Annotated in this window: 18 protein-coding genes; 11 read left to right on the top strand and 7 right to left on the bottom strand. The window is 45.7% G+C overall.

The features are described from left to right. Positions 1 to 124: 124 nt before the first annotated feature. The 3 genes from NNC77_RS12790 to NNC77_RS12780 form a co-directional block, all read right to left on the bottom strand. Positions 125 to 1,960 (bottom strand): VapE domain-containing protein, encoded by a 1,836-nt coding sequence (locus NNC77_RS12790; RefSeq protein ID WP_254971257.1) that lies wholly within the window; start codon positions 1,958 to 1,960, stop codon positions 125 to 127. A 152-nt stretch (positions 1,961 to 2,112) separates the two neighbouring features. Next, positions 2,113 to 2,565: a DUF6078 family protein gene (locus NNC77_RS12785; protein WP_254971258.1), complete on the bottom strand. Its 453-nt coding sequence runs from the start codon at positions 2,563 to 2,565 to the stop codon at positions 2,113 to 2,115. Between the two features lie 795 nt (positions 2,566 to 3,360). Beyond that, positions 3,361 to 3,732 (bottom strand): hypothetical protein, encoded by a 372-nt coding sequence (locus NNC77_RS12780; RefSeq protein WP_118081704.1) that lies wholly within the window; start codon positions 3,730 to 3,732, stop codon positions 3,361 to 3,363. Positions 3,733 to 3,979: 247 nt separating this feature from the next. Between NNC77_RS12780 and NNC77_RS12775 the strand changes: the two genes are divergently transcribed. Then, positions 3,980 to 5,560 (top strand): ATP-binding protein, encoded by a 1,581-nt coding sequence (locus NNC77_RS12775; protein ID WP_254971259.1) that lies wholly within the window; start codon positions 3,980 to 3,982, stop codon positions 5,558 to 5,560. Between the two features lie 62 nt (positions 5,561 to 5,622). On the opposite strand, the gene NNC77_RS12770 is transcribed toward NNC77_RS12775, so the two are convergent. Both NNC77_RS12770 and NNC77_RS12765 read right to left on the bottom strand, forming a co-directional pair. Further along, positions 5,623 to 6,462, bottom strand: coding sequence for a LytR/AlgR family response regulator transcription factor (locus NNC77_RS12770; protein WP_200756420.1), 840 nt, complete (start codon positions 6,460 to 6,462; stop codon positions 5,623 to 5,625). A 33-nt stretch (positions 6,463 to 6,495) separates the two neighbouring features. Next, positions 6,496 to 8,559 carry a tetratricopeptide repeat protein gene (locus NNC77_RS12765; protein WP_254971261.1) on the bottom strand — a complete coding sequence of 688 codons (2,064 nt, stop codon included), beginning with the start codon at positions 8,557 to 8,559 and terminating at the stop codon, positions 6,496 to 6,498. Between the two features lie 212 nt (positions 8,560 to 8,771). Between NNC77_RS12765 and NNC77_RS12760 the strand changes: the two genes are divergently transcribed. Beyond that, the gene (locus NNC77_RS12760; RefSeq protein WP_254971262.1) at positions 8,772 to 10,391 is read left to right on the top strand and encodes an RluA family pseudouridine synthase; all 1,620 of its coding nucleotides are present in this window, start codon (positions 8,772 to 8,774) and stop codon (positions 10,389 to 10,391) included. A gap of 68 nt (positions 10,392 to 10,459) precedes the next feature. Here NNC77_RS12760 and NNC77_RS12755 read toward each other — a convergent pair whose 3' ends face one another. After that, positions 10,460 to 12,118 carry a putative transporter gene (locus tag NNC77_RS12755; protein WP_217326909.1) on the bottom strand — a complete coding sequence of 553 codons (1,659 nt, stop codon included), beginning with the start codon at positions 12,116 to 12,118 and terminating at the stop codon, positions 10,460 to 10,462. A gap of 153 nt (positions 12,119 to 12,271) precedes the next feature. Here NNC77_RS12755 and NNC77_RS12750 point away from each other — a divergent pair, with 153 nt between their 5' ends. From NNC77_RS12750 to NNC77_RS12720, 7 genes are all read left to right on the top strand, one after another. After that, positions 12,272 to 13,141, top strand: a complete 870-nt coding sequence (locus NNC77_RS12750; protein ID WP_254971263.1) for a PfkB family carbohydrate kinase — start codon at positions 12,272 to 12,274, stop codon at positions 13,139 to 13,141. Between the two features lie 66 nt (positions 13,142 to 13,207). Beyond that, positions 13,208 to 15,283, top strand: coding sequence for an AAA domain-containing protein (locus NNC77_RS12745; protein WP_254971264.1), 2,076 nt, complete (start codon positions 13,208 to 13,210; stop codon positions 15,281 to 15,283). A 15-nt stretch (positions 15,284 to 15,298) separates the two neighbouring features. Further along, on the top strand, positions 15,299 to 15,700 hold the full coding sequence (locus NNC77_RS12740; RefSeq protein WP_217745456.1) for a hypothetical protein: 402 nt from the start codon (positions 15,299 to 15,301) through the stop codon (positions 15,698 to 15,700). 53 nt (positions 15,701 to 15,753) lie between these two features. Next, positions 15,754 to 17,118 (top strand): MATE family efflux transporter, encoded by a 1,365-nt coding sequence (locus tag NNC77_RS12735; RefSeq protein WP_254971265.1) that lies wholly within the window; start codon positions 15,754 to 15,756, stop codon positions 17,116 to 17,118. A 103-nt stretch (positions 17,119 to 17,221) separates the two neighbouring features. Then, a complete protein-coding gene (locus NNC77_RS12730) occupies positions 17,222 to 17,773 on the top strand; it encodes a sigma-70 family RNA polymerase sigma factor (RefSeq protein ID WP_254971266.1) in 552 nt (183 codons plus the stop codon). A gap of 10 nt (positions 17,774 to 17,783) precedes the next feature. Next, a complete protein-coding gene (locus NNC77_RS12725) occupies positions 17,784 to 18,434 on the top strand; it encodes a DUF4974 domain-containing protein (protein WP_254971267.1) in 651 nt (216 codons plus the stop codon). Between the two features lie 21 nt (positions 18,435 to 18,455). After that, a complete protein-coding gene (locus NNC77_RS12720) occupies positions 18,456 to 21,026 on the top strand; it encodes a TonB-dependent receptor (RefSeq protein ID WP_254971268.1) in 2,571 nt (856 codons plus the stop codon). A 935-nt stretch (positions 21,027 to 21,961) separates the two neighbouring features. On the opposite strand, the gene NNC77_RS12715 is transcribed toward NNC77_RS12720, so the two are convergent. Beyond that, the gene (locus NNC77_RS12715; protein ID WP_117727369.1) at positions 21,962 to 22,207 is read right to left on the bottom strand and encodes a hypothetical protein; all 246 of its coding nucleotides are present in this window, start codon (positions 22,205 to 22,207) and stop codon (positions 21,962 to 21,964) included. 539 nt (positions 22,208 to 22,746) lie between these two features. Here NNC77_RS12715 and NNC77_RS12710 point away from each other — a divergent pair. After that, complete coding sequence (locus tag NNC77_RS12710; protein WP_254971270.1) at positions 22,747 to 23,112, top strand: DUF2946 family protein; 366 nt, start codon at positions 22,747 to 22,749, stop codon at positions 23,110 to 23,112. Positions 23,113 to 23,151: 39 nt separating this feature from the next. Next, entirely contained in the window at positions 23,152 to 25,371 is a 2,220-nt protein-coding gene (locus tag NNC77_RS12705; protein WP_254971272.1) for a TonB-dependent receptor, read from the top strand. The last annotated feature ends 1 nt before the right edge of the window (position 25,372 follow it).

Below are 25,372 nucleotides of genomic sequence, written 5' to 3'. Positions count from 1 at the left end.
CACTGGAGAAATATAGAGACTTACTTCCTGACCGATGGAAAAAGCAGTAGCAGCATTTGTTTAATCAGCTGTTACTGCTTTTTTTGAATTATGCAAGGTATAAACGCGGAGCCGTTTACATCCATCACGATTTTCTCACTACCAGATACCGCATTCCGTCGTTGAAACGCTTGCGATGGATGGTTGGCATCTGAGAAAGCTTGCGGCCGAAGGCTATGAGACTGTTCAACTTCAACGATGAACCGATGTGACTTTTCAGCTCTTGGAAAATCTCGGCTGCCGTAAGATACTCACCCTGTTTGGCATCATCGGTCAGGTCGAAATAGAGACCGAAATACTGGTCTACCGGCGAAACCACCTCAAACTTCCTGTTGTTCGCCATAATCAGTCGGGTCTGCTCCGCATCAAAATAAGTTTTCTCGCCTGCCCGTAATGCAGAAAGCGCCTGCGCATAGAGCTGTTCATAATTCGGACGCTGGCTCACATCGATAGGACCCGTGAGCTCCACACCCAGAAAACGGCGATTACCGGAAGGATCGGAGAGGATATCCTCCATATTGCTCGTGGCGATAAAAGATGCCATTCTCGGAAACTCCTGAACATGACTGCCATACGGAGGCTTTATCTTGACACTCGGCAACTGGATGATATTCTTCAGGAATCCCTGCTGCACCTGAGGAGAAATCTGGTTGAACTCATCCAGGTTGATAACCAGCGACTGGCACATCGCCTGAAGCACCTGCCGTTTCTCTGACAATACGAGATTATCATTATATCCCCATTGCAACTCCGGCGGAACCAGAGACCGGCAGAAAGTACTCTTGTTGTAGCCCTGCTTGGAAATGAGAAGTGGTGCCACAGAGTTGCCGTATTTGCGATGACTGTAAGCACGCCACTGGTCAACCATCGCCAGGAACCAGGTATAGAACCAATCCTCCCAATAAGGATTATCAGTAGGCACCGTGCGCGCCAAGGCACGGATATGATCCTTGCCGTCCCACTTCCCCTCACACTTGAACAGGAAGTTTTCTACAGGATTATAGGTAGAAAGAAGATCCGACTCCAGATAATTGCGCACATCCTTGATACTCACACGGATGTTGGCGAGCTGTACCTCCAGCGTCATACGCTTCTGCACACGGGCATCCACAGGCTGATAGCCCCAATAATCCTTTTCCTTCGGTCTATATTCTGTGCATTTCATTACCGAATTATAACGGAGATCATATTTCTTACACAGAAATCCGATCATACTCATGATATTGTCACTCAACTCCTTACGGTCGTTATCCACACCTCCGGAAGAGTGGTCAGCCTCCTTCTCATCAACGCTCTCCACAGGTTTTTCTGCACCATGAAAGACTTCATTCAACGTCAGGGGCAAGGCATCTTCACGATAATAAGGAAAAGAATCTCTTGTCATCAGAAAATCGGAAAAGATAGAAGGCTCGGGCATCTGCATCTTTGCCTTTACTAGCGTCTGATAAAGCGGAGCAAAGGTCAGGAAGGCCTGCTTGTAAATCCTGTCGGCTGCAACCTCCTCATCAGGTAACCTCCCCTTTGCCAGCGCATATTTCGCCAGAACATGCAGACTGATGCCATCGGCTCCCACAAAGGCTGCAAGAGTAGAAGGCAGACTGGCTACTTTCTGCTTGATGGCATCCACGCCTCCATCCTCATTTATATCAACAAACGTAAGCAGCAGAACTCCGTTGTTTTTCTTCATCTTCAGGAGTCCATTCTCCGATTTCTGAAATTCTGCTGCAGGGTGAACATGCATCCAGGTTGGCATATCCTTATACCCATCATAACCATTCGTGAGATAAGGTACATATTCACGGAAGTTCTCCACGGTATTCCTGGCGTCATCGTTTATAATGCGCCCCAGGAAACGTTCCAGACTCTTGGTACTTACCAGGAGCTGGTTCTTTTTATTTCTATGTGTTATGGTAAATTTCATTGTCTGTCATTTTAAAAAGTTTATCGATACGAAACAGTTTGGTTCATACCATGAAACAGTTTGGTTCAAGCGGAGAAACACTCTGTTTCACCCTGTGGAACAAACCGATACGTCGCATTCCCGCTGTGGATACATCGGCAGGGGATTGTGCTTTATTCGTAAACGAATCCGATTTCTTCTGCATAATGATCATAGGCAGGTTCCCCATAACCATATTCAGCAAAGACCTTCTTCACCTGCTCCTGCATTTCCGGCGTAAGATGTTTCTCCCCCCGATGTACACGATAATAGGTAGTACGGTTGCCCAGAACATCCATGATGCGGTACTTGATGGTCTGCATTTCGACATGTTTTACCTGGTCGTAGAGATGGGAAAATCCCCATGCTGCCTTGAACTGGTACACACGCATGAAATGGGAACAAGATGCATGGAGGTTAGCATCGGGATAAACAGCATTTCCGGCAGTAACATCATCGGGTTTGGACTTTGCCGAGATGAATCGGATGCATTCTGCTGCCCGAGGACAATCGGCATTGAAGCAGTACATCCAATGATAATCTACCAGACTTTTGATAAACGCAGGATCATTAAGATTTAATTCCATAAAAAATAAATTTTAAATTAAACATTAGGTTTCGCAGTGGTTATTGCCATTGTGGAATCTGTGTTGTCAACACTCCGCAAAGATACAAAATTTTAAAGCCAGATGCAAGCTTTGTCCCGAAAACTTTCATCTTTGTCCCGAATCACGTGCATAAAAAAAACACTTTCAGCAAGAAGATAAGCTGAAAGACGTGATGGATAAAGTCAATAAGTGATGGATAGCGTGATGGATTTTGTAAACATTTCGTCCATCTATCACGCTACACAAAAGAGGCAACCACCTCATTATCAAACGATTAAAGATTAAAAAAGAGAAAACGTGAGGGATGTGAGGGATAAAATGAGAAAAAACTTAGCGCAAGCAGAAAAAATGATTTTGCACTCAAGTTTTGCATATTCAGAATGAGCCGATAAATGAGCCTCCATCCAATCGACAAACAGCCGAGATTAACGTAAAAAACATTAAAAACGACAAGATTCTCTGAGAAAAGCATTGCCTTATCCTAGGAAATGTGTAAAATCCAGTATATCGAAACCTAGGAAACGTGTAAAATCTGGCATATCAAAAGCTAGGAAACGTGTAAAATCTAGCATTTTGAAAGCTAGGATACGTGCAACAACAAGAATACCAGGAAGTTATGAAACGTAAAATCTATAGTCAATTATTAACAGAACTTTCGCATGTGGTTCTAGTACGGGCTGAAGGCTCAAAAGCTCCTAGCTCAGGGCGCGTGGAGCAAACTTGCGTATATATTGTCAATAGAAGCGCTTTCAACCGTACAGATTGCCAGATTTACTATTTCCGTTTTTGCTGTTCTCTTATTATCCTAACCGTCAAATCGGCAAACTTTTTTATTGCTGCCTGAACCTGTCCTCGTCCGAAAGTCCAGAAGATGAGGGCGGCAGAGGCTGGTGCAGCATGTGTTCCTACATACTGGCGCATTTTAAGAACCGTGCAGTTTTCAATACCAAGTTCTTTCATGGCAGCGAATACTTGGGCTGCTGATACTTCAAAATCAGCCTTAGTGCGCTGATCTCTAAGTACCAATGCGGTCTTGTTTACCTTAACTACCTTGTATTCCTTATTGGCGTTACTGCGATATGTCTTGATAGTCTTAATCTTTTGAATAAAGTTATCGAATGTCAATATATTAATATCTTCCGTCATAACTAATGGGGTTTAAATGTTGTGGTGATAAGCAAATCATTCCACCTTTTGTTATAATTCTCCTCTATTATGGTGCAAAAGTAAGTTTTTTCCGTGAAAAAACCAAGAAAAAATGCATTTTTCTAGAGCATGTACAATATATTCTTTTATCAGGTATCTATTTACATCTTTTTAATTGCCAAAAACTTGCATGATTCAAAAATTAGCCGTATCTTTGCGGCTAAAGATAGGAATAGGAGAAAAGATTATGGCAAACAATGAATGCAGAAAGCTGCCGGTAGGCATACAATCTTTCAATGTCATCAGAGAAGAAGGATACCTCTATGTTGACAAAACTGACATGGTTTGGAAATTGGCGAACCAAGGTTTAAAGTATAATTACTTGAGCCGTCCTCGCCGATTCGGTAAGTCTGTGCTTGTTGATACACTCCAGGCTTACTTCGAAGGAAGGAAAGAGCTCTTCGAAGGACTGAAAATCATGGAGTTGGAGAAGGAATGGAAACAGTACCCGGTTATTCGATTCGACATGAGCCGAGGGGGAGCGACTGCACATGAAGTTAAGGCATACCTGGATCGAACTTTTGATGTTTATGAGCAATTATATGGCATCCATATCAAACCAACAGATTCACTAGGAAACCGCTTCGACCTAATCATAAAAACCGCCTATGAGCAAACAGGGCTCAAGGTTGCCATTCTTATCGATGAGTACGACTCTCCTCTCCAGCACTCGTGGAAAACTCCCGAGCATGAGGGTTGCACAGAAGTATATAGAAGCGTGTTTTCCATCTTGAAAGCTGATGATGCGTACCAACGTTTCGTCTTCATTACGGGTATCACCAAGTTTACGCAGATTTCTCTTTTCTCTGTTCTCAACAACCTGACCAATATCAGTTTCCTTCCTGAATATGCAGCTATCTGCGGTATTACAGAAGAAGAAATCGGGGAGAACTTCAAGCCGGAACTGGAAAGAATGGCTGAAGTGAACGAGTGGACCTTGCAGCAAACTCATGATAACCTGAAGGATTACTACGATGGATACCATTTCAGTCGCAGAAACATGGTGGACATCTACAATCCTTTCAGTCTCCTTAATGCACTCGACGCACAAGACTTGAGCTGTTTCTGGGTTTCATCAGGAGCAACCTCCATGCTACCTAAGTTTGTGGACAACATGGAACTGCGCTTACGAAATTTCGAAAATTGTCCGATTTTACGCAAGACTCTTGAGAGTTCTGATGTCATAAATGGTGGTGCCGAACTCTTTCTCTATCAGACGGGTTACCTTACCATCAAGTCGAGCGATGAATTTGGCTATTTCTTAGGTTTCCCAAACCAAGAAGTGAAACAGGATCTTTACGAGGTTGTGCTGCCAAGCCTGACCATGAAATCAGAAAGCGATATTATCAGTCTGCAAGGCAGTCTGTTCCGCCAATTGGGTACCGGGCAAATCGCAGATGCCATGAAAACGTTGAAAGCATTGGTTGCCGATGTGCCTTACAGCAACAAGAAACTTGCCTCGATGGATATGGAAGAGCGCTACCGTCTCATCATCAGTACTATTCTGAATGCCATCGGTCTGAAAGTGGAGGTAGAGCATATGCTTGCAACAGGAAGGATCGACCTCATCGCCCAAACTTCACGCTACATCTACGTGATAGAACTGAAACTGAAAAATAATGGTGGTAAGAAGGCTGCCATTCAGCAGATACTGGATAACAAATACCTGGAGCCTTTCATGGCTGACAATCGAAAGGTGATAGGCCTCGGCATAGAACTGGACGAGGAAGGAAAAGGGCTATTAGATTGGGGAATTACTGAAGAATAAAAACATAGAAGAAGAGGGCGTGCAAAGACTATATCTTGCACACCCTCTTTTTTTCCATATCCCTACAATATCTCCAACTGATCCTTTACCGCCTTATAGCAGCGGCGGGAAACCGTGATTTCTTCCTGGTCGAAAGGAGGAGAAAAGATGCAGCGGAGCGTATAATTCTCGATGCAGAGAAGATAATCGAGATTGATGATGCAATCCTGACGAACCTGAGCCAGAGAAGGCGACATGGAAAGGATGGTCTTTGCCGTGACCTGCCTCTTCAATTTATAAACCTGCCCATTCGACAACTTCAACTGCCAAAGATGAGTAACCTCATCAAAAGTGCAACTGAACACATCATCGGGCTTCAACATCAATAAACCCGAAATGGTCTGAATGGCAAGACGCTTGGCTGCTGTTCCCAGCATCCCATTCATTCCCGAAAAATCCTGAGCCTTCTGAGAAGCCAAGACTGATTCTGAAGAACAGGAAGAGGACTCTGGAACGGAAGAAGCATCTTCATCCACATCATCTCCATCTTTCATTTTCTGCCGGATTCGGTCTACCACCAGTTCAAACTCATCCTGCTGATAAGGTTTCAACAGAAAATCGAAGGCAGAGGCTCTGAGCGCATCAATCATATACTTATCGAAGGCGCTGTAAAATACTACGATAAGTTCCATCGGAATTTCATCTCTCAGAGATTGCAACACCTCAAAACCCGTCTGTCCAGGCATTTCAACATCGATGAACAGCACATCAGGCTGTATGCTCATCACCAGATTCTTTGCCGATACCGCCGAAGAGGATGTGGCAATCACCTCAAAATCTTCCAGAGTTGCCAAATCATCCTGCAACCTGTGGATGCTCTGTGGTTCATCGTCCACAATCACAACCTTAATTCTATCTTGCATGTTATTTCGTTTTAAATCCTTATGAAAAGTTTCTTACTTAAAGACATTATAATCGTAATTACATGGAACTCCGATACTTACACATATTCCTCTATTCCTGGTACCACCCTCCTCTTCTGATGCTCCTCTGTTGCTCTGCATCTTGAAAAACATCTTGCGTTCGTTGCTTGCATTAAGCATTTCGATGGTACTGTTCAGAATTCTCAATCCGGTTCCCGTACTGGCAGCACAATTTTTCTTTTTCTTGCCAACGGTACCCGAAACTCCACATCCGTTGTCTGTAACATCTATGCGGAGCATATCGTCCTCAACCCAGATGTTTACATCCAGCAAAGGCTTATCTCCCGTCTCTTTCATTCCCACAAAAGCATGTTTCAAAGCATTCTCTACAGGAATCTGGATAATCATAGACGGCAGCATGAGCTTCATATCCACATCCTTGGCAACATGGAACTGAGGCATCGGAAGGAACGGATTGGTTTCATGGCGAAGAGTAGAATAGCTCGTCACCATCTGCAGTTCCTCTTCCAAACTTACCGCCATCTTATCGCAAGAAAGCAAGTAGGCACGCAGTACCTGTATCAGGAGCTGAAGCGGTTTGACATTAACCCCCTTCGGAAGATTAGATACGAAGATATTGAGCACATTAAATACAAAATGAGGCGAGAAACGATTGCGCACATTCTCCATCTTCAGAGCCATCATCCGGTTCATCTCCTCATGATGCTGATGCTTGCTGCGCATCCATTTGTAACGGATGAAAGCGATGAGAGCCAACACGCTCATTACCAGCAAGCCGATAATCAGGAGCAGGATGACTCTAAAGGATCTTACCTCTGCTTGCGTGGTGCTAAGGGATAAATCACGTCGAACGATGGCCGTATCCTGCTTGAATCTCAATTCATTCTCCTGAACATTCGAAACCATCGTAGCGTTACGGAGCGAATCGTCGTACTGATTCATCAGTTTCTGATATTGCAGAGCCTTGGCATATTGTCCCTTGCGCTCACAAAGAGCCGCCAGTCCCTTATGATAAAGGTAAAGATAATTAGGCGACATCTTGGAGAGATCGTATGGCTTGTTCAAAATCTCAGTAGCCTTCGCCAGACTATCCTGCTTCAGAGCCAGAGATGCATTCAACCCATCCACATAGAATTGCACATCGCTCTGCATGGAGGGCTGGGCAAAGAAGAATTTCGTGGTAAGAGTCAGATATTTCTGTGCAGAATCCAACCGGTTGAGCTCCAGATAAGTCTGTCCGAGATTAGCATCAACAATAGCCGTCGCCAGGGGCTGTTCCATCTGCCGTGTAGCCTTTTGAGCCTTCAGGAAGCATTTCAGAGCCTCAGACGGTTTTTCCTGACTGCTGTACACATTTCCCCAACTGTTGTAAAAGAAATGAACATCTTTCGGATTCTTTGGCGGATACAGGCGTTCAGCCTTCTGGAAATAATGATGCGCCAGCTGATAGTTCTGCAAATCATTATAAACCTGTCCCAGTCCTGAGAGAATACTGTTCTGGGCTTCATGCTGATTCAGAGAATCTGCCAGGAAATAGGCACGGCGATACCAGGAAGAAGCATCCGCCAGCTTACCCATCTGTCTTGACGCATCGGCAATATTGATACATACATCAATCGCCTCGCCGCAACTGTCAAGGTTCATGATTTCATGATAAGCTTTCTCATAATAAATTAAAGCCTCCTTCCTCTTGCCGGAAACCAGCAAAAGTATGCCTTGCAGATTATCAGCATAAGAAAGAATTCTGTTGTCAGGAGTTTGTTTGCAATAAGCGTTAACCGAATCTATCAACGACTGGCATTGGGCATCAGCCCCCTTCATATAATAACATTTAGCTATTAATAATTTTTTCCATTGATCGCTTTTATCGGGATTACCTTCACATTTGAAATTTCTTATCAGCATGATCATCGAATCAGGATGACTCTGCATGAGAGATTGGTGACCGGACACAAATTCATCGATATCTTTATGCCACAACTCATCATCCTTCTGCCGATGAGAACAAGCGGCAAACAGCAGCAGCAGAACGAATAGCCACAGAAGGCACAGTCCGTTCTTAATCTGCATCGTCATTATCTTTCTATATACACTTACCATGATAGACTATTTAAATGAATTTATGTTTCAGTTGCGAAAGTACAACAAAAAATCCAAATAGACAAAAAAATAACTGAAAAACTCATTTTTTATATAAAATATGAACTAAAACGCGTTTAAATGTGTATCTTTGTAGCATGGAAATGCATTTATTCAAAAATATAGAACTAAATAATATGCCTGAAAGGATGAACAATCCATTCAGCTACGAACCTCATCCGCTCTGCATCGAAGCATGCAGAGAGTTGCAGGATGAACTCTCACAGCGAAACGACTGGCGGGAGGAAATAGACCGTGGAAAGATGTTCGGCGTACTTATCGTAGAAGCCGACAACAGTAAGATTGGCTATCTGAGAGCTTATAGCGGACAGATTGGCGGCAGAAGCGACTGGGAAGGTTTTGTGCCAGCCGTTTTCGATTATCTTCAACCCGACGGATATTTCAAGGTACATGAGGCTGAGATTTCGGAAATGAACCAGCAAATCAGACAGTTTGAAGCCAACGAAACCCTGATAAAGGCGAAAAGCCTGATTGATGATTTGCAGCAAAAGCGCCAGGAAGTTATCGCAAACTATCAGACAAAGATAAAAGAAGCAAAGGAAAAGCGAGATGCAAGGCGCCAGGAAGCCCTTTCGGCAGGAACGCCCCTGAGCGAGGAAGAGGAGAAAGCGATGATAAAAGAGAGCCAGTTTATGAAGGCAGAACTGAAGAGGCTGAAAAAGTCGATAAACGAAAAGACGGCGTACGAAACGCTATATGAAAACTACGAAAAGGATTTGAATAGTGCAAAACAGCTCCGCAAACAGTTATCTGAAGAACTTCAGGAATGGCTGTTTTCGAAATTTCAGATGCTGAATGCGGAAGGAGAAACCAAGGACCTGCTGGAGATTTTCAAGGACGAGGCGGTTAAGATTCCACCTGCCGGAAGTGGAGAATGCTGCGAGCCGAAACTCCTGCAATACGCTTACCAGTATGGCTACAAGCCTCTGCAGATGGCGATGTTCTGGTGGGGAGAGAGTCCGAAAGAAGAAATCAGACATCATCTTCAGTTTTATCCTGCCTGCAACGGAAAATGCAAACCGATACTACATTGGATGCTGCCTAAAACAGTCTTTGAAACCCAACAGACCGAAACTACTATATATAATAAGGTGGAAACGCTCTACGAAGACCGTGAACTGGCTGTCATCTATAAGCCCGAAGGTTTACTCTCGGTTCCGGGGAAAGATGCAGCCCAGCCTTCTGTCTACGCTCTGATGCGCAGGAAATATCAGGAAGCTACCGGTCCGCTCATCGTCCATCGTCTGGACATGGCAACAAGCGGACTGATGATTATTGCCAAGACCGAGTTTGCCTATCATCGCCTGCAGAAGGAGTTTCTGAATCATCGGGTTCAGAAGAAGTACGTAGCCATCGTTTGCGGAAAAGACAAAGAATCGTGCAACCGGATTCTGAAAGAAGCTGAAGGCGGAAGAGGTTACATCTCGCTCCCCCTGATAGCAGATTTCCTAGACCGTCCACGACAGATGGTAAACCGCGAACAGGGCAAGGAAGCCATTACAGAATACGAGGTTCTAGAGCGTATTGACGATACCCATCTTCGCCTGGCGCTCTATCCTAAAACGGGCAGAACGCACCAGCTGAGAGTGCATTGTGCTCATCAGGAAGGTCTGAATGCCCCCATCATCGGCGATCCGCTCTACGGCAACGAGCCGGCAACAAGACTGCATCTTCATGCAGAGGAAATCACATTTGAGCACCCGATGACGGGAAAGAAGATGACTATAACAAGAAAGGCTGATTTCTAACCGAAACCAGCCTTTCTTCATATCTGCGGATGACAGAATCCGCAGAAACAGATGAAAACATCGTAACATCAGACAAAGAACATCACGATAACCTGAGCTATCACCACTCTGATAAACATGCCGAGCGGATAAACCGTAGCATAACTGATACTTGGCGTATCGCCATCCAGCGTCTCGTTGGCGTAAGTAAGCGCCATCGGATTCGCCATACTTCCACAGAGGATTCCGCAGATACTGCCGAAGTCATACTTCTTGGTCTTCAGGATGATGAGACCTACGATAACCACAGGCACAACCGTGATAAGGAAACCGATGCCTACCCACATCAAACCTTCCGGACGGACTACCGTCTCGAAGAACTGTCCACCAGCCGCCAATCCCAGGCAACCGAGATAGAGGGCAAGACCCAGTTCTCGCAGCATCAGACCAGCACTTCGCGTCATGTAAGAGATGAAATGCACACGAGGCCCCAGCGCACCAATCAGAATACCCATTACGATAGGACCACCGGCAATACCCAGACGCACAGGAGCCGTCATTCCAGGAATATCCAGAGGAACGGTTCCTACGGCTAGACCGAGAATGATTCCGAGGAAGATAGCGCCGAGGTTCGGCTCGTTCAGGGTCTTTACGGCATTACCCAGAAACTGCTCTACATGGTCGATACTCGTAGGGTCGCCAACTACCGTCAGTCGGTCGCCGTACTGCAGACGGAGGTCATCTGTAGCAAGCAGACGGATATCACCACGAAGCACTCGGCTCACATTCACGCCATAGGAATTTCGCATCTGCAGACTGCCCAGGCGCTTGCCGTTCAGTCCCGGACGGGTAACAACGATAATGCGGCTTTCAACCTTCGCATCAATCGCATTCCAGTCTACCTTATCATTATTCCACTCCTTATCCACCTTCTTTCCGAAGAGAATCTGCATCGCCGAGACCTCGTCCTTATTGGTAACCACGAGCACATTATCATTCGTATGAAGAACCGTATCAGCCTGAGGAACTATCACCTGTTCGCCTCTCCACACACGGGAGATGATGAACTTGCGATGCGTCATCATCGTAATCTCTGCGATGGTATTGCCGTTCAGGGCAGGATTCACGATTACATATTGTCCGATAGACGTATGGTCGTCATCATCATTATTGCGAATCTCCAGATCTTCCGGTTTCACAAAGAGTTTGCGCAAGAGCATCATCGCCAGGATAACGCCCACAACACCCAACGGATAAGTAACGGCACAGCCCAGAGCCGCACCTTCGCTAGGCAAGCCCAACTGCTGCAACGCCTGCTGGGCAGCACCAAGGGCAGGCGTATTGGTTGTGGCGCCACACAGGATGCCCATCATATCAGGCAGACTGATTGGCAAAATCCAGCACAAGCCGAGCGAGAACAAGGTTCCCACCAGGATGACAGCCAGACTCCAAAGATTGAGTGAAATGCCTTCGTGACGCATCGAACCGAAGAAGTTAGGACCCACATAAAGACCCAGCACATACACAAACATGGTAAGGCCGAAGCTTTCTGCAAACTCCAGCATATTCTGGTCAATAGAGAGTCCGAGATGACCCGCTATAATACCCACGAAGAATACGAAGGCTATGCCAAGGGAGATTCCTTTGACATGAATCTTGCCGAGGGCAAGACCCAAAGTACAAATCAAAGACAGGATGACGATGCCTTGCACCGCCGAATGCACGTTGATTAAATTATCAAACCACATAATGTTTCTTTATATCTATTCTAGATAATATTTTAAAATTGCTTTTTCTTGATGCAAAGGTACATTAAAATGCGAACAAAACAAAATAATTCCCATTTTTTTTTGTATTATTCTCGATTTGCAGTATCTTTGCATCCGCAAAATGTAATAAAAATGAAAGATATTTGTTGTATTGGGCACGTAACAAAGGATAAAATCGTGACCCCGAGCAGTACAGTTTACATGGCTGGCGGCACCTCTTTTTATTTTGCCTACGCCATCAACCAATTGCCAAAGGATGTAAGTTTCTCGCTCATTACGGCGATGGATCCTACCGAGAAAGAACCGGTTGAAAAGATGCTCAAGGCTGGAATAGACGTCACCTTGAACCCATCGCGCAATACGGTTTTCTTCGAGAATATTTATGGCGATAATCCTAACGACCGTAAGCAGCGTGTGCTTGCCAAGGCAGATCCTTTCACCATCCAGCAGCTGGAGCATGTAGAGGCCAAGGTCTTCCACCTGGGCAGTCTGCTGAGCGATGATTTCTCGCCAGAAGTGGTTGCCTTTCTTGCCAAGAAGGGAAAAGTTTCCATCGATGTGCAGGGCTATCTGCGCGAGGTGAGAGACGAGAAAGTTTACGCCATCGACTGGAAGGACAAGCTCGATGTGCTCAAGAACACCTATTATCTGAAGGTGAACGAGACCGAAATGGAGACCATTACCGGACTGAAGGACCCGAAGGAAGCCGCCAAACTGATTCATGTCTGGGGCGTAGCCGAGGTTATCATCACGCTGGGAAGTGAGGGCTCTCTGGTTTATGTAGATGATACTTTCTACGATATTCCTGCCTATCCTCCTCATGAAGTAGTAGATGCTACCGGATGCGGCGATACCTATTCGGCAGGCTATCTCTACAAGCGCCTGCAGGGAGCCAATCCGGTAGAAGCCGGTAAGTTTGCGGCAGCCATGTGTACCATCAAACTGGAGCACAATGGTCCGTTCAACCGCACCATCCAGGACGTAGAACGCATCATGAAATAAATTTTAGATAATTTATCCTATTATCTTCTTATTTTTGCCTGAATTGGTGTAACTTTGCATCCAATTATGGAACAGATTTCACCAATTCAGGCATTATTGCAGCAACGCACCCTGCTCCAGCTGGAGTATTATACCGAGAAAGAAGCCTTCCGCAAGCTTACCGAACAGATGGGAATGCAGCGGAAGGTGAAACGAGGTGATGCCTGGTTCCCGCTACAGGTGGGAAAGAGCTTTTATAATTCGCTGAACCAGACAGCCATAGAGGTTTTCCGAACCTCTGACCAGGATATCGAGCACAATTTTGAGTTCGGTCGCCCCGTCATGTTCTTTATGGTCAAGAAGACGAGCAAGATGGGCAAGAATGAGAGCCAGGGCAACGCAGCCCTTCAGCAGCCAGAAAACGCTTCAGACGCTAATCATAAAGTTCAAAATTCAAATCTCAAAGGTCAAAGTATTAAATATTTCTCCTTCACCGGAACCGTGAGTTATGTGGATGGCGACAGAATGGTGGTTACCGTACCCGATTCTGCCCCTCTGCTCGAACTTCAGCAGTCAACCGATCCTATCGGCGTACAGCTATCCTTTGACGAAACCAGCTACAAACTGATGTTCGAGGCCTTGGACCGTGTGATGAAGGCGAAGAACAACCGTCTGGCTTATCTCCGCGATTTATTCTATTCCCATCAGAAGGCAGGAAGATTCTCCTTCGAACCGATGAAGTTCCCTTGGCTCAATCCTACCCAGGAAAGAGCTGTAAACGAGGTGCTATGGGCGAAGGATGTGGCCATCGTTCACGGACCTCCGGGAACCGGAAAGACTACAACCCTGGTGGAAGCCATCAACGAAACCCTGATGCGCGAAAGCCAGGTTTTGGTGTGTGCACAGAGCAATATGGCGGTAGACTGGATATCAGAAAAACTGGTGGATAGAGGCATCAACGTGCTCCGTATCGGAAACCCGACCCGCGTGAACGACAAGATGCTGGGCTTCACCTACGAGCGCCGCTTTGAGAGCCATGCTGATTATCCGCAGCTTTGGGCTATCCGCAAGGCTATCAGAGAATTAAGAAAAAACAGGAAGAAAGGAAGCGAGAACTATCATCAGAAGATGGACAGGCTGAAGAGCCGTGCTGCCGAAATAGAACTCCGCATCAACGCAGAACTCTTTGGCGAGGCGCGTGTCATCGCCTGTACCCTCGTAGGCTCAGCCCATCATCTGCTGGAAGGCATGAAGTTCGGTACCCTCTTTATCGACGAGGCTGCCCAGGCTTTGGAAGCTGCCTGCTGGATTCCGATGAAGAGAGCCAGCCGGGTGATTCTGGCGGGCGACCATTGTCAGCTGCCGCCTACCGTAAAGAGTATTGCGGCATTAAGAGCCGGACTGGGCAAGACCCTGATGGAGCGCATCGCCGAAAACAAGCCTGAGGTGGTAACCCTGCTGAAAATCCAATACCGCATGAACGACGAAATCATGCGATTCTCGAGCGACTGGTTCTACGGGGGCGAGGTGGAGAGTGCGCCTCAAATCAAATACCGGAGCGTATTGGATTATGACCATCCGATAACGTGGATTGATACTTCGAACGAGGAGAATCAGATAACCATAGAGGGGGAAGATGCTCCCGAGGATTCTGCTTCCACATCATCTTCTGTATCTGCAGCCAATCAGAATTCTGATTTGAACTTCAAGGAGCAGTTTGTGGGCGAGAGTTTCGGGCGTATCAACAAGGCAGAAGCCGAGCTAACCCTGCTGACTCTGGCGGAATACTTCACCAAGATAGGCAAACAGCGCGTTTTGGAGGAAAGAATCGATGTAGGCATCATTTCGCCTTATCGTGCTCAGGTACAATATCTCAAGAAGCTCATCAAGAAATATGAATTCTTCAAGCCTTACCGCCGCCTGATAAGCGTGAATACGGTAGATGGTTTCCAGGGGCAGGAAAGAGACGTAATTCTCATCTCCCTGGTACGCTCCAACGATGAGGGACAGATCGGATTTCTGAAAGACCTCCGCCGCATGAACGTGGCGATGACGAGAGCCCGCATGAAGCTCATCATCCTGGGCAACAAGGACACGATGACGAAACATCCTTTCTACAAGAAACTGTGGGAGTATGTGGAAGCTATCAACAACAACGAATAAAATAAAGACTATTTTATGCTACAACGAGACTACATACAGCGACTGATTCGCGAGTTTATGGCGGCACTCGAAAGAATGCTCGAAAAGAAAGAGGTGGAGGTGAGACGTGAGAAGATCAGGGAGCTCTACAATCAATACGTAGGCCCTTACGCCTTCTACAGCATCGCCACCATCGAGGACGTGATGAAGGCAATGGCAGGAATAGAGGACGAGGAGAAGCGACTCTCCAAGATGGACATGCTTGCCGAACTCTATTATCACGAGGCAGATATGGTGGGACAGCCCACAAGAGACGAACTCCTGAACAAGGCGTTCATGCTCTTCGATTATGTGGAAACCCACGGAGATACCTTCTCCATCGAACGCCGCAACAAAATGGCACAAATCAAACAGAAGATTGGAGATGCACTCAAATAAAGAGTGCATCCTCCTTATATTTTTAGGATAACAAAAACTAATCATAAAGTTCAATGGTCAAAGCTCAAAGTTCAAAGTCTACTAACGACATGACTGTAGGCTCGCCTTTGCGAGCCATCATCAAATTTGCAATTCCGCTGATTCTAGGTTACATCCTTCAGCAGATGTACCTCATCATCGATGCGGCCATCGTGGGAAGATGGATTGGCGTGGGGGCACTTGCGGCAGTAGGCGCATCCAGCTCCATCATGTTTCTCATCATGGGTTTCTGCAACGGCTCCTGTGCCGGTTTTGCCATCCCTGTCGCCCAGGCTTTCGGCGCCAAGGATTATGCCAAGATGCGGGCTTACGTAAGCAACAGCATCCGCATCGCCGTGGTGTTTGCCGTGGTCATCACCTTCCTTTCCTGCATCTTCTGCGGAAAGATTCTGCACCTGGTGAATACGCCGAAGGAGGTGTTCGATGATGCCTACATCTTCCTGATGCTGCAGTTTGCGGCGATTCCTTTCACTATCGCCTACAATCTGCTCTCCGGTCAGATCCGTGCTCTGGGCAACTCGAAACAGCCTTTCTATTTCCTCATCACAGCCTCCGTCATCAACATTATTCTCGATGGCATTCTGATTCTCGGTATGGGGTTAGGTGTAGAGGGAGCAGGTATTGCCACTTGGCTTTCTCAGGGAATTTCCGTGCTGCTCTGTATCTGGTTTATCAAAAAGAAGATGCAGATTCTGATTCCGAAGGGAGAAGAAAGAAAATTCGATAATAAGAAGATAAGCATTCTGCTGAACAATGGTGTTCCGATGGGTCTGCAGTTCTCCATTACCGCCATCGGTCTCATCATGCTGCAGAGTGCCAACAACGCTCTGGGAACGGTTTATGTGGCTGCATTTACTGCCTCTATGCGCATCAAATATCTCTTTACCTGCGTTTTCGAGAATATCGGAGTGGCGATGGCTACCTATTGCGGTCAGAACCTGGGAGCCAGGAAGTTGGATAGAATCGGTCAGGGCGTAAGGGCTTCCATCAGGATGATGCTGGTTTATTTCGTCTTCACCTTCCTGCTCATCTATCCGTTTGCCGACGAGATGATGATGCTCTTCGTGGATAAGGGCGAGGCAGAAGTGGTGACTTATGCTGCCCAGTTTATGCGCATAGCCAACTATTTCTATCCTTGTCTGGGCTTGCTCACCATCCTGCGTTACAGCATCCAGGGCTTGGGTTACAGCAATCTCTCGATGCTGAGTGGCGTAATGGAAATGATAGCGAGATGCGGTGTGAGTCTCTGGCTGGTGCCTGCCCTGGCATGGACGGGTGTCTGCTTCGGCGACCCTGTGGCGTGGGTCCTGGCAGATTTCTTCCTCATTCCCGCCTTCCTGTGGCTTTATAAGCATCTGAAGAAGGAGCAAGTCCGATAGGGTATTTTTGACGTTTTAAAAATTTGCATTAAAAAATATTCTGCTAAGGGTTAGGAAAATGAAAATTCGATTGTAATATAGGCAAAAGAAAAGAAATAAAGTAATGCAAATAAACAAAGAAACGATAGAACAGCTCTTCCGGCAGCATTATCTGAGGATGTACCAATTGGCCAGGGTACTTCTGAAGGATGATGCAGCCAGCAAGGATGTGGTGAGCGAAGTCTTTGCCGATGTGCTCGACGGAAAGATTCAACTGGGTCTTGATAACGAGACAATAGCCAGCGAACCGCCCCTGCCTTCCACCAACGCCGGGAGCTATCTTCTGGTGTGTGTGCGCCATAAATGCCTCAACCTGTTGAGCCGACAGAAGATGAAAGACCGGGTTCATCATCTCCTGAAAGCCGATACTTCGCCTTCGATAGTTCCCCTGGAAGCGACGATTGCCGAAATAGACAGGGAGACCGAAAAGTACGAGGCAATTCAGGCTTATATGGATGCTGAACTCACGCCACAAACCCGCAAGGTACTCGATCTCCGTTTTCGGCAGAAACTGAAATATCGGGAGATTGCTACGGAATTGGGCATCAGCGAAGTGGCAGTTTATAAGCATCTGGCGCAAGGCATCAGAAAATTAAAGCAAAAGTTTAACCCTTAGCAGATTTATTATGGACAAGTTTGAAAAAATACTGGATATCATCGACCATCAGGAGAAGTATTCTGATGAGGAGATTCGTGAAATATTGCAGGATGAGGAATGCCGAAAACTCTATCAGACGATGGTGGAAGTGGATTCTGCACTTGAAAACCCCTCTCCTATTATTAATATAGATGAGGAATGGGAGAAATTCAGCCAGGAGCATCAACTTCAAGAAGAGGCATCCCATCCTATAACTTCCTGGCGTAAACTGGCAGCATCCATCGCCGGTTTTGTCTTGATTTCGGGTATTGCCTTTGCCGCAATCCATACTTACATCAAGCGCAGCCAGGAACCAATTCAGGTAACCGCAGATACTCATCCGGAAGTCATAAAATCAGATTCCGCAAAGCAGGTAGCAGCAAAGGATTCCCTGACTCATCCGAAACCAGAAAAGCCAGCCATTCACAAAACTTTCGAGAATGTGGCTTTCGAGCAGATGATTTCAGAGATTGCTTCTTATTATGATTTACAAGTGAAGTTTGAGAATAACGAGGACAAGACCCTCCGCCTCTATTACGAATGGAACAGTCATTCGAGCATCGAGAACATAGTAAAAGAACTGAACCAATTCGAGAATGTAAACATCGAATTGCAACAAAACGAGCTGATTGTAAAATAACAAATAAAAAGCAACATCATTATGAGAAGATTTTCAGCCATCATATTCCTGCTGTGCACGTTCGCCCTGGCGATGAGCGCACAGCACATCCAGCGCAACTATCACAACCGCAGCATGTCGGACGTCCTCATCGACCTCGACAAGGCTTCCAAGCGCTACAAAATCAGTTTCATCTACAACGAACTGGAGGATTTCACAGTTACCCAGAACGTGAAGACAGCCAATATTCCCGATGCTATCCGCAAGGTAATCGGTTTCTATCCGATGCAGATGACCGTGGGCGACAGCCTCATCACGGTAGAATGCATACGCAAGAGCGAGCGCAAGCTGATAGGCAGACTGATAGACAATCACAATCTTCCTGTAGAATTCGCCAATATCCAACTGCTCAACCCGAAGGATTCCTCCTTTCTCTGTGGAGGCGTGAGCAACGCCAATGGCGATTTCGTCATCCCCTGCCAGCAGAAGCAGGCCCTTATGAAGGTTTCTTTTGTAGGCTATAAGACCATTTGCAAGCTGGTATCTATTGCCCGCATCGGAAATGTGAGGATGCAGGCGAATTCATACCTGTTGAAAGGTGTGACCGTTGAAGCCGCAAGGGTTGTAGAAAAAGTAGATAGACAAATCATCTTCCCTACAAAAGAGCAGGTGAAAACGGCTTCCAATGGTTATGATCTGTTGGACAACTTGTCTTTGCCTACCATTATCGTAAATCGAGCAGAACGCAAAGTTCTGTCACTAAAGGGCGGAGATGTGCAAATACGTATCAACGATGTCAAAGCTAGCATGCAGGATGTTTTAGCCTTGCAGCCGGATGAAGTTACAAAGGTGGAATTCATCAATGTTCCAGGACTCAAATATGGAGACAACAATCTGGATGCAGTTATTAACTACCAGGTCCGCCGACGCTATGCCGGTTATGTGGGTGGAGTTTCTACGATGCAAGGCACCAAGGCTGGTTTCAATAATAGCGACGGTTATTTCAAATACAATGTGAAGAAATCGGAATTCAGCATCAACTACAGTTTCTCCTATCGCTCGGTAGAGGAACGAAGCTATGAGAGTCTCGGTACTTATCATCTGCCCACAGGAGAAACTCTACATCGCAATTATTTAGGTTATGATTCTCCGTTCCTATACACCACCAATAATGTACAGTTGGGTTATAATCTTAGTGAGCCAGACAAATATACATTGAATGTACGGTTGAATTTCTACAATCACAACAGTCCTGTGAGAGGCATGAACCAGCTTTATCAGGAAAGCGGCAAGGCAAATCAATATCTGCAAAACAACAGAAAAATGCTGGAGCAGATTCCATCTCTGGACATTTATTATTCGCTCAACATGCCCCATGACCAGAACCTGGCTCTGAACCTGGTGGGTACTTACATCGGCACAGATTACCAGTATCGTATGAGGGAATATACGTTCAACAAATCGCCGGATGAATCTGTAAAGAACGCTCCGCTGACCGATTACAGTTATGATGCAACTGGTAGAAAGCGCTCTCTTATTGGTGAAGGAACATACAGCAAGAACTGGAAACAGATGGCTTTATCGGTAGGTGGACAATATAATATCAGCCACACAGATAACATCTATGTGGGAAGCAGTAATGCTGATACGGAATTGAAGTACAGCAATCTCTATCTTTTCACCCAGCTACAGGGACAGCAGAAGTGGTTCAGTTATCAGGTGGGAGTTGGTGCAACCAGGTCTTCCATCCATCAGGGGGAGAACGGATACAGCAAATGGCTGTTTCGACCACAGGTAACTTTACAGGCAAAGGCTAGCGACCGTCTGAGTTTTAAATGGAGCAGCAAAATCACGTCAGACATCCCAAGCCTTTCCGACTTGAGCGAGTTGCGCCAATATTCCAACAGCTTTGAGGCGCGTGACGGCAATAGCGGTCTGAAGCCATTTACCGGCTACAACAATACCTTGTCGGCTTCCTGGAACATTCCGCTGATGTCTGTGTACCTGGAGGGAAACTGGACGTATTACGACAAGCCAATAGCCACTTCTATCTTGCCCGAAAAGCGGGAGGATGGCTCTTATCTCTTTGTGAGCAAACCGGAGAATCAGAAGAATCATGATTACAAGCACCTGCTGTTGACTCCAGAAGTTCACCTCATCAAGGATCATCTGGATTTGAACCTCATGTACGAGTATCAGAATGTCAAGACAAAGGGTTTGGATTATTCCCACGAGTTCAATTACTTCAGTTATGGAGCAGAAATTCGGTACATGACGGGCAATTGGAACATTGGCTATGGTGCCTATAAGGTGGAAAAGAGTTTTTGGGGAGAAAAGACAAACGGCGGAGAGCCAACCTCCAATCTTGCCGTAACCTACAGTTATAAGAACTGGCAGTTTGGCGTTCTCGGATTATTCGTATTCTATCCTCATGGCTGCGTGTATAAGGATGAACTTTTCAACAAGTATGTGCAGCAGAAGAACAAGGTACGCCTTGCTGACCAGGGCAACATGCTTGTCTTTACTGCCAGCTTCAACTTCAGTCATGGCCGCAGATACCATACAGGCAGCCGTAAGCTGAACAATAGCGATAGAGATAATGGTATCAGATAGAATAGTTTTATATTTTCCTGAAATCACAAATAAGCAAAAGGCTGAACTTCCTAACCCGAAGTTCAGCCTTTTTGCATGTCATCAGTAATCCAAATACGCATTTTATCGTTTATAGACGACAAGCATCATTTTTAGGGTAATTTTGCGCTGGGACGATTACCCTTCTAAGAGAAGAAAATAATATTTCCAGTTAGGAAAATAAAAATCTCTAACTGGGAAAATATTTAGGATGGAAATGACTCAAAACAGACAGTTGAGACTCACTTTCCGGTTTTTCCGACTCTAAATCGGGTAATAGTCTCAGTTATCCCGTTTTTGCTTGCATTTTTTAGGAAAACATGATTTTGTATTTCAGCAAGGTCTAAATCTACTTTAAAGCAAAAAACAAAGCAATTTTGAGGGTTTGGGAGACCTAAAAAGAATGCTTTTGTAAAATCTTTCGAATAATCTATAGGGCTGAGACCGAAAATAAAAAACTGAGAAACCTTCATAAGTCGTTGCTTTCTAGGGAATTAGATTATCGCCTCTTTTCCTTTTACTTGCTTCCATAGTCTCAGTCTCAGAGTCTCAGTTGTTTTTCAAGCACCCCCTCTTCTTCTTATATACTTATATATTATATATATATTAATATATAATTAATTAATAATCAATAAGTTATAAAGATAAAGAAAGAGAGAACGGAAAAATGGTACCCCCTTTATTTATAACTGAGACTCTGAGACTGAGACTCTCTGCTCATCCCGAACAAAAAAGCAGGAGTCTGCCAGCATCCCTGCCAGCAGACTCCTTTTCCATAAACCGAACCTAAATTTTACACTTTCTTTTTCTAGGAAATGCAATTACAATGTAAACCTAAATATAACCTATTACCTTGATGAAACTTCTAATACGCTTTTCTCTATTATAACGCTTTGCAAATGAATACCTTCTTAAGACTATTCAGCAACAGCCTGCTGCTCTACAGCCTTGTCCGCAACAGTCTGCTCTGTAGACTCCTGCTTAGCAGAATCCTCAACGCTAGCCTGAGAACTGATAGCTGTGCCTTCTACTGTTGAATCGGCTGGAGCTACTGTATCAACTGGAGCTACTTCAGAATTACCCATCATTTTGCTAGAAGCAAAAACATTACTTACTGAAACCATTACCATAGCTGCGATAGCTGCAAAAACGAACTTCTTCATAATCTTATCTTTTAAACTGTTATTACTAATATTGTTATTTACTTTCGTTGTGGATTCATTATCAAACCCGCTATTCATTATCACAAGATGCGTGCCAGAAAATGAGCAAATCGACAACTTCGCCTGATTATCAACCACTTATCATTTCCGTACCAAAAACAGAGAGTGGGGAAAATGGGGAATGAGTGGGGAAAAAATCCACAAAAAAATGGGGATTCCGTTCCAGATAACTTCCATTTTCCCCAAGAATAAGTTATATAACACAAAGGAGTAAAGAAGAAGGACAAACTAAAGATGCATACCCTCTTAAAATTAATTGGAAGAACTGGAATCTGGAAGAATTAGAAAACAGATGTTTAAACGAAAAACCGAGAAATATCTCAAAGAATGGAAAAGTGATGAGCACAAACACTCATTCTTCCCCTCTACATGGCTTTTCTGCTGAAAAACAAATAATCTTCGTTAAAATATCGGAATCCTAAGAATAATCCCGACAGAAATGATTAATTTTGCAAACAAAAACAGAATACTGTAGATAAATGCAGAGGATAACGCATAAGAGAATCAGATGTTCCTGGCTGCTGCTATTGGTTTACCTGCCTTTGCTGCTGGTCGTTACGTTTCACCATCATGGTGAAGCACAGGGAACTCATGCAGATTTCTATTGTGCTGATTGCGCCCATCATGTTCATCACGACGGCCATCTGATAGCCCTGCAGAATACCATGCACGACTGTGTGCTCTGCCAATTGCAAAGCACTCCTTATCTGGCTCCATCCCTCGTGGTTTGGGTTGCCATCGCCGTGCTCCATCTCTCCCCTCGCCGTGCCTTCTGCTCTCCTTGCCTGTACAGGGCGAAGGGGGTAAAATCTACCCGTGCCCCACCTTATTCTCTGTTTTTATAAATAATTGAATATTAACAGAATAAGGTAACAAATAACATAATGAGAACAATATTGAAAGCAATATTGCTGATGAGTCTGTGCTCATCGGCAACAGCCCCTGCTATGGCTATAAACAGAGCAAATTATGATAAGAAGGACGGAAACATTCATGAAGAGGAAGCAAGCGATTCTACCAGACACCAGCCGCTGACGGAATCGAGCGTGAAACTGAACGAAGTGGTGGTAACAGGCTTAACGGGCAGCCAGAAACTGAAGCAGTCGCCAGCACCCATCTCTTTCGTTTCTGCCCGCCAGCTCGAAATGCAGCCTTCTACCAACATCATCGATGCCATCGCTCATCAGCCAGGCGTTTCGCAGATTACCACGGGAAGCGGAATTTCAAAGCCCGTGATCCGTGGCCTGGGCTATAACCGCGTGGTAGTGGTGAACGATGGAATCAGACAGGAAGGACAGCAATGGGGCGATGAACACGGAATAGAAATCGACCCCGCTTCGGTTCATTCCGTAGAGATTCTGAAAGGTCCGGCAAGTCTCATGTATGGATCGGATGCGATGGCAGGCGTCCTCATCTTCCACTCCGCTCCTACCCTTGCCAAAGGCGACATGAGAGCAAATTTCTCAACGGGTTATCAAACCAACAACGGACTTTTTGATTATTCGCTCAACTTTGCCGGCAACCAGGGCGGATTTGTATGGAACACCCGCTACAGCGGAAAGATGGCGCATGCCTATAAGAATAAATACGATGGCTATGTATTCGGTTCATCACTCAGAGAGCAAGCATTCTCGCAGCTTCTAGGCTGGAACTACCGCCAGGGGCATTCGCATCTCACACTCGATTATTATCATCTCACTCCGGGCATCGTAGAGGGAGAAAGAGATGAGAAAACGGGCGAACTGGAAATTCCGGAAGGCTACGATGCCAAGAGTTACGGCAAGCCGATGCCTTATCAGCAGATTCATCATTACAAGGCTGTACTTGATAATTCCTGGTTCCTGGGCGACGGCAATCTGAAGTTCCTCCTGGGTTATCAGCAGAACCGCCGTCAGGAGTTTGAGGAGGAAGAGAATCCGAAGGAATGCGGACTCGATTTCATGCTCCATACCATGAATTACGACCTGCATTATCTCTCGCCGGAAATGAATGGATGGAAGTTCTCTACGGGCATCAACGGCATGTGGCAGCAGTCGATTAATAAAGGTTCTGAATTTCTGATTCCAGCCTATCATCTCTTCGATTATGGTGTGTTTGCCACGGTGAGCAAGGAGATAGGCAAATTGAACCTGAGCGGCGGCATCAGATACGATCATCGCCATCTGCACAGCGAGGCTTTGAGAGAAGAGGATGATGCAGAATCGCATCGTTCTGAATCGAATGATTCATTCCGTTTTCAAGCCTTTAAGCGCAACTTTGAAGGAGTAACCGGAAGCATCGGATTGGCTTATGAAATCCTGCCCGATTTCAATCTGAAGCTGAACCTGGCAAGAGGATTCCGTGCTCCGAACATCAGCGAATTATCATCGAACGGTGTGCACGAGGGAACCCAGCGATACGAATTGGGAAATACCAGTCTGAAGCCGGAAAACAGCTGGCAATTCGACCTTGGTCTGGATTATTCTTCGCCTATCATTTCGGCAGAGCTCTCGCTGTTTGCCAATCGCATCAACCATTACATCTATAGCGAGAAGTTGGCAGATGAGAACAATCAGCCTGTCCTCATCGACGACACGCCAGCCTATCAGTTTACTTCGGGCGACGCCCGCATTCTGGGTGGTGAGGCGAGCATCGACATCCATCCTGTGGAGCATCTGCATATCGGCAACACCTTCTCGTATGTCAACTCGGTTCAGTTGCATCAGCCATCCGAATCAAAGTATCTGCCATTCACCCCAGCCCCTCGCTGGGTTTCGGATGTAAGGTATGAGTTTGTCTGCGACGGCAAGACTTTCGACCATCTCTTCGTAAAGCTACAGATGGATTGCAATCTCCGCCAGAACCATTATTTCGCAGCCAACGATACGGAGACCGCTACGCCATCGTACACCTTATTAAATATGTATGCCGGTACCGACGTGAAGCTCCATGGCAAGCGCCTTCTCTCGCTCTATCTTTCGGGCGAGAACCTTACCAACCGTGCTTACCAGAACCACCTGAGCCGTCTGAAGTATCTTGACGTAAACCAGGTTACAGGCAGAAGAGGCGTTTACAATATGGGCCGCAACTTCAGCATAAAGATAGTGGTTCCGATAGAGCTGTAAC

This window comes from Segatella copri (assembly GCF_024330485.1).
Classification (GTDB): Bacteria; Bacteroidota; Bacteroidia; order Bacteroidales; family Bacteroidaceae; genus Prevotella; species Prevotella copri_L.
Note: the sequence above shows the minus strand (reverse complement) of the source record. Positions and strands in the feature narration are given on the sequence as shown.

What these genes read in the sequence shown, in the direction of transcription:
- NNC77_RS12790 (WP_254971257.1), bottom strand. Translation starts at nt 1,960, where the DNA reads ATGAAATTTACCATAACACATAGAAATAAAAAGAACCAGCTCCTGGTA.
- NNC77_RS12785 (WP_254971258.1), bottom strand. Translation starts at nt 2,565, where the DNA reads ATGGAATTAAATCTTAATGATCCTGCGTTTATCAAAAGTCTGGTAGAT.
- NNC77_RS12780 (WP_118081704.1), bottom strand. Translation starts at nt 3,732, where the DNA reads ATGACGGAAGATATTAATATATTGACATTCGATAACTTTATTCAAAAG.
- NNC77_RS12775 (WP_254971259.1), top strand. Translation starts at nt 3,980, where the DNA reads ATGGCAAACAATGAATGCAGAAAGCTGCCGGTAGGCATACAATCTTTC.
- NNC77_RS12770 (WP_200756420.1), bottom strand. Translation starts at nt 6,462, where the DNA reads ATGCAAGATAGAATTAAGGTTGTGATTGTGGACGATGAACCACAGAGC.
- NNC77_RS12765 (WP_254971261.1), bottom strand. Translation starts at nt 8,559, where the DNA reads ATGACGATGCAGATTAAGAACGGACTGTGCCTTCTGTGGCTATTCGTT.
- NNC77_RS12760 (WP_254971262.1), top strand. Translation starts at nt 8,772, where the DNA reads ATGAACAATCCATTCAGCTACGAACCTCATCCGCTCTGCATCGAAGCA.
- NNC77_RS12755 (WP_217326909.1), bottom strand. Translation starts at nt 12,118, where the DNA reads ATGTGGTTTGATAATTTAATCAACGTGCATTCGGCGGTGCAAGGCATC.
- NNC77_RS12750 (WP_254971263.1), top strand. Translation starts at nt 12,272, where the DNA reads ATGAAAGATATTTGTTGTATTGGGCACGTAACAAAGGATAAAATCGTG.
- NNC77_RS12745 (WP_254971264.1), top strand. Translation starts at nt 13,208, where the DNA reads ATGGAACAGATTTCACCAATTCAGGCATTATTGCAGCAACGCACCCTG.
- NNC77_RS12740 (WP_217745456.1), top strand. Translation starts at nt 15,299, where the DNA reads ATGCTACAACGAGACTACATACAGCGACTGATTCGCGAGTTTATGGCG.
- NNC77_RS12735 (WP_254971265.1), top strand. Translation starts at nt 15,754, where the DNA reads ATGGTCAAAGCTCAAAGTTCAAAGTCTACTAACGACATGACTGTAGGC.
- NNC77_RS12730 (WP_254971266.1), top strand. Translation starts at nt 17,222, where the DNA reads ATGCAAATAAACAAAGAAACGATAGAACAGCTCTTCCGGCAGCATTAT.
- NNC77_RS12725 (WP_254971267.1), top strand. Translation starts at nt 17,784, where the DNA reads ATGGACAAGTTTGAAAAAATACTGGATATCATCGACCATCAGGAGAAG.
- NNC77_RS12720 (WP_254971268.1), top strand. Translation starts at nt 18,456, where the DNA reads ATGAGAAGATTTTCAGCCATCATATTCCTGCTGTGCACGTTCGCCCTG.
- NNC77_RS12715 (WP_117727369.1), bottom strand. Translation starts at nt 22,207, where the DNA reads ATGAAGAAGTTCGTTTTTGCAGCTATCGCAGCTATGGTAATGGTTTCA.
- NNC77_RS12710 (WP_254971270.1), top strand. Translation starts at nt 22,747, where the DNA reads ATGCAGAGGATAACGCATAAGAGAATCAGATGTTCCTGGCTGCTGCTA.
- NNC77_RS12705 (WP_254971272.1), top strand. Translation starts at nt 23,152, where the DNA reads ATGAGAACAATATTGAAAGCAATATTGCTGATGAGTCTGTGCTCATCG.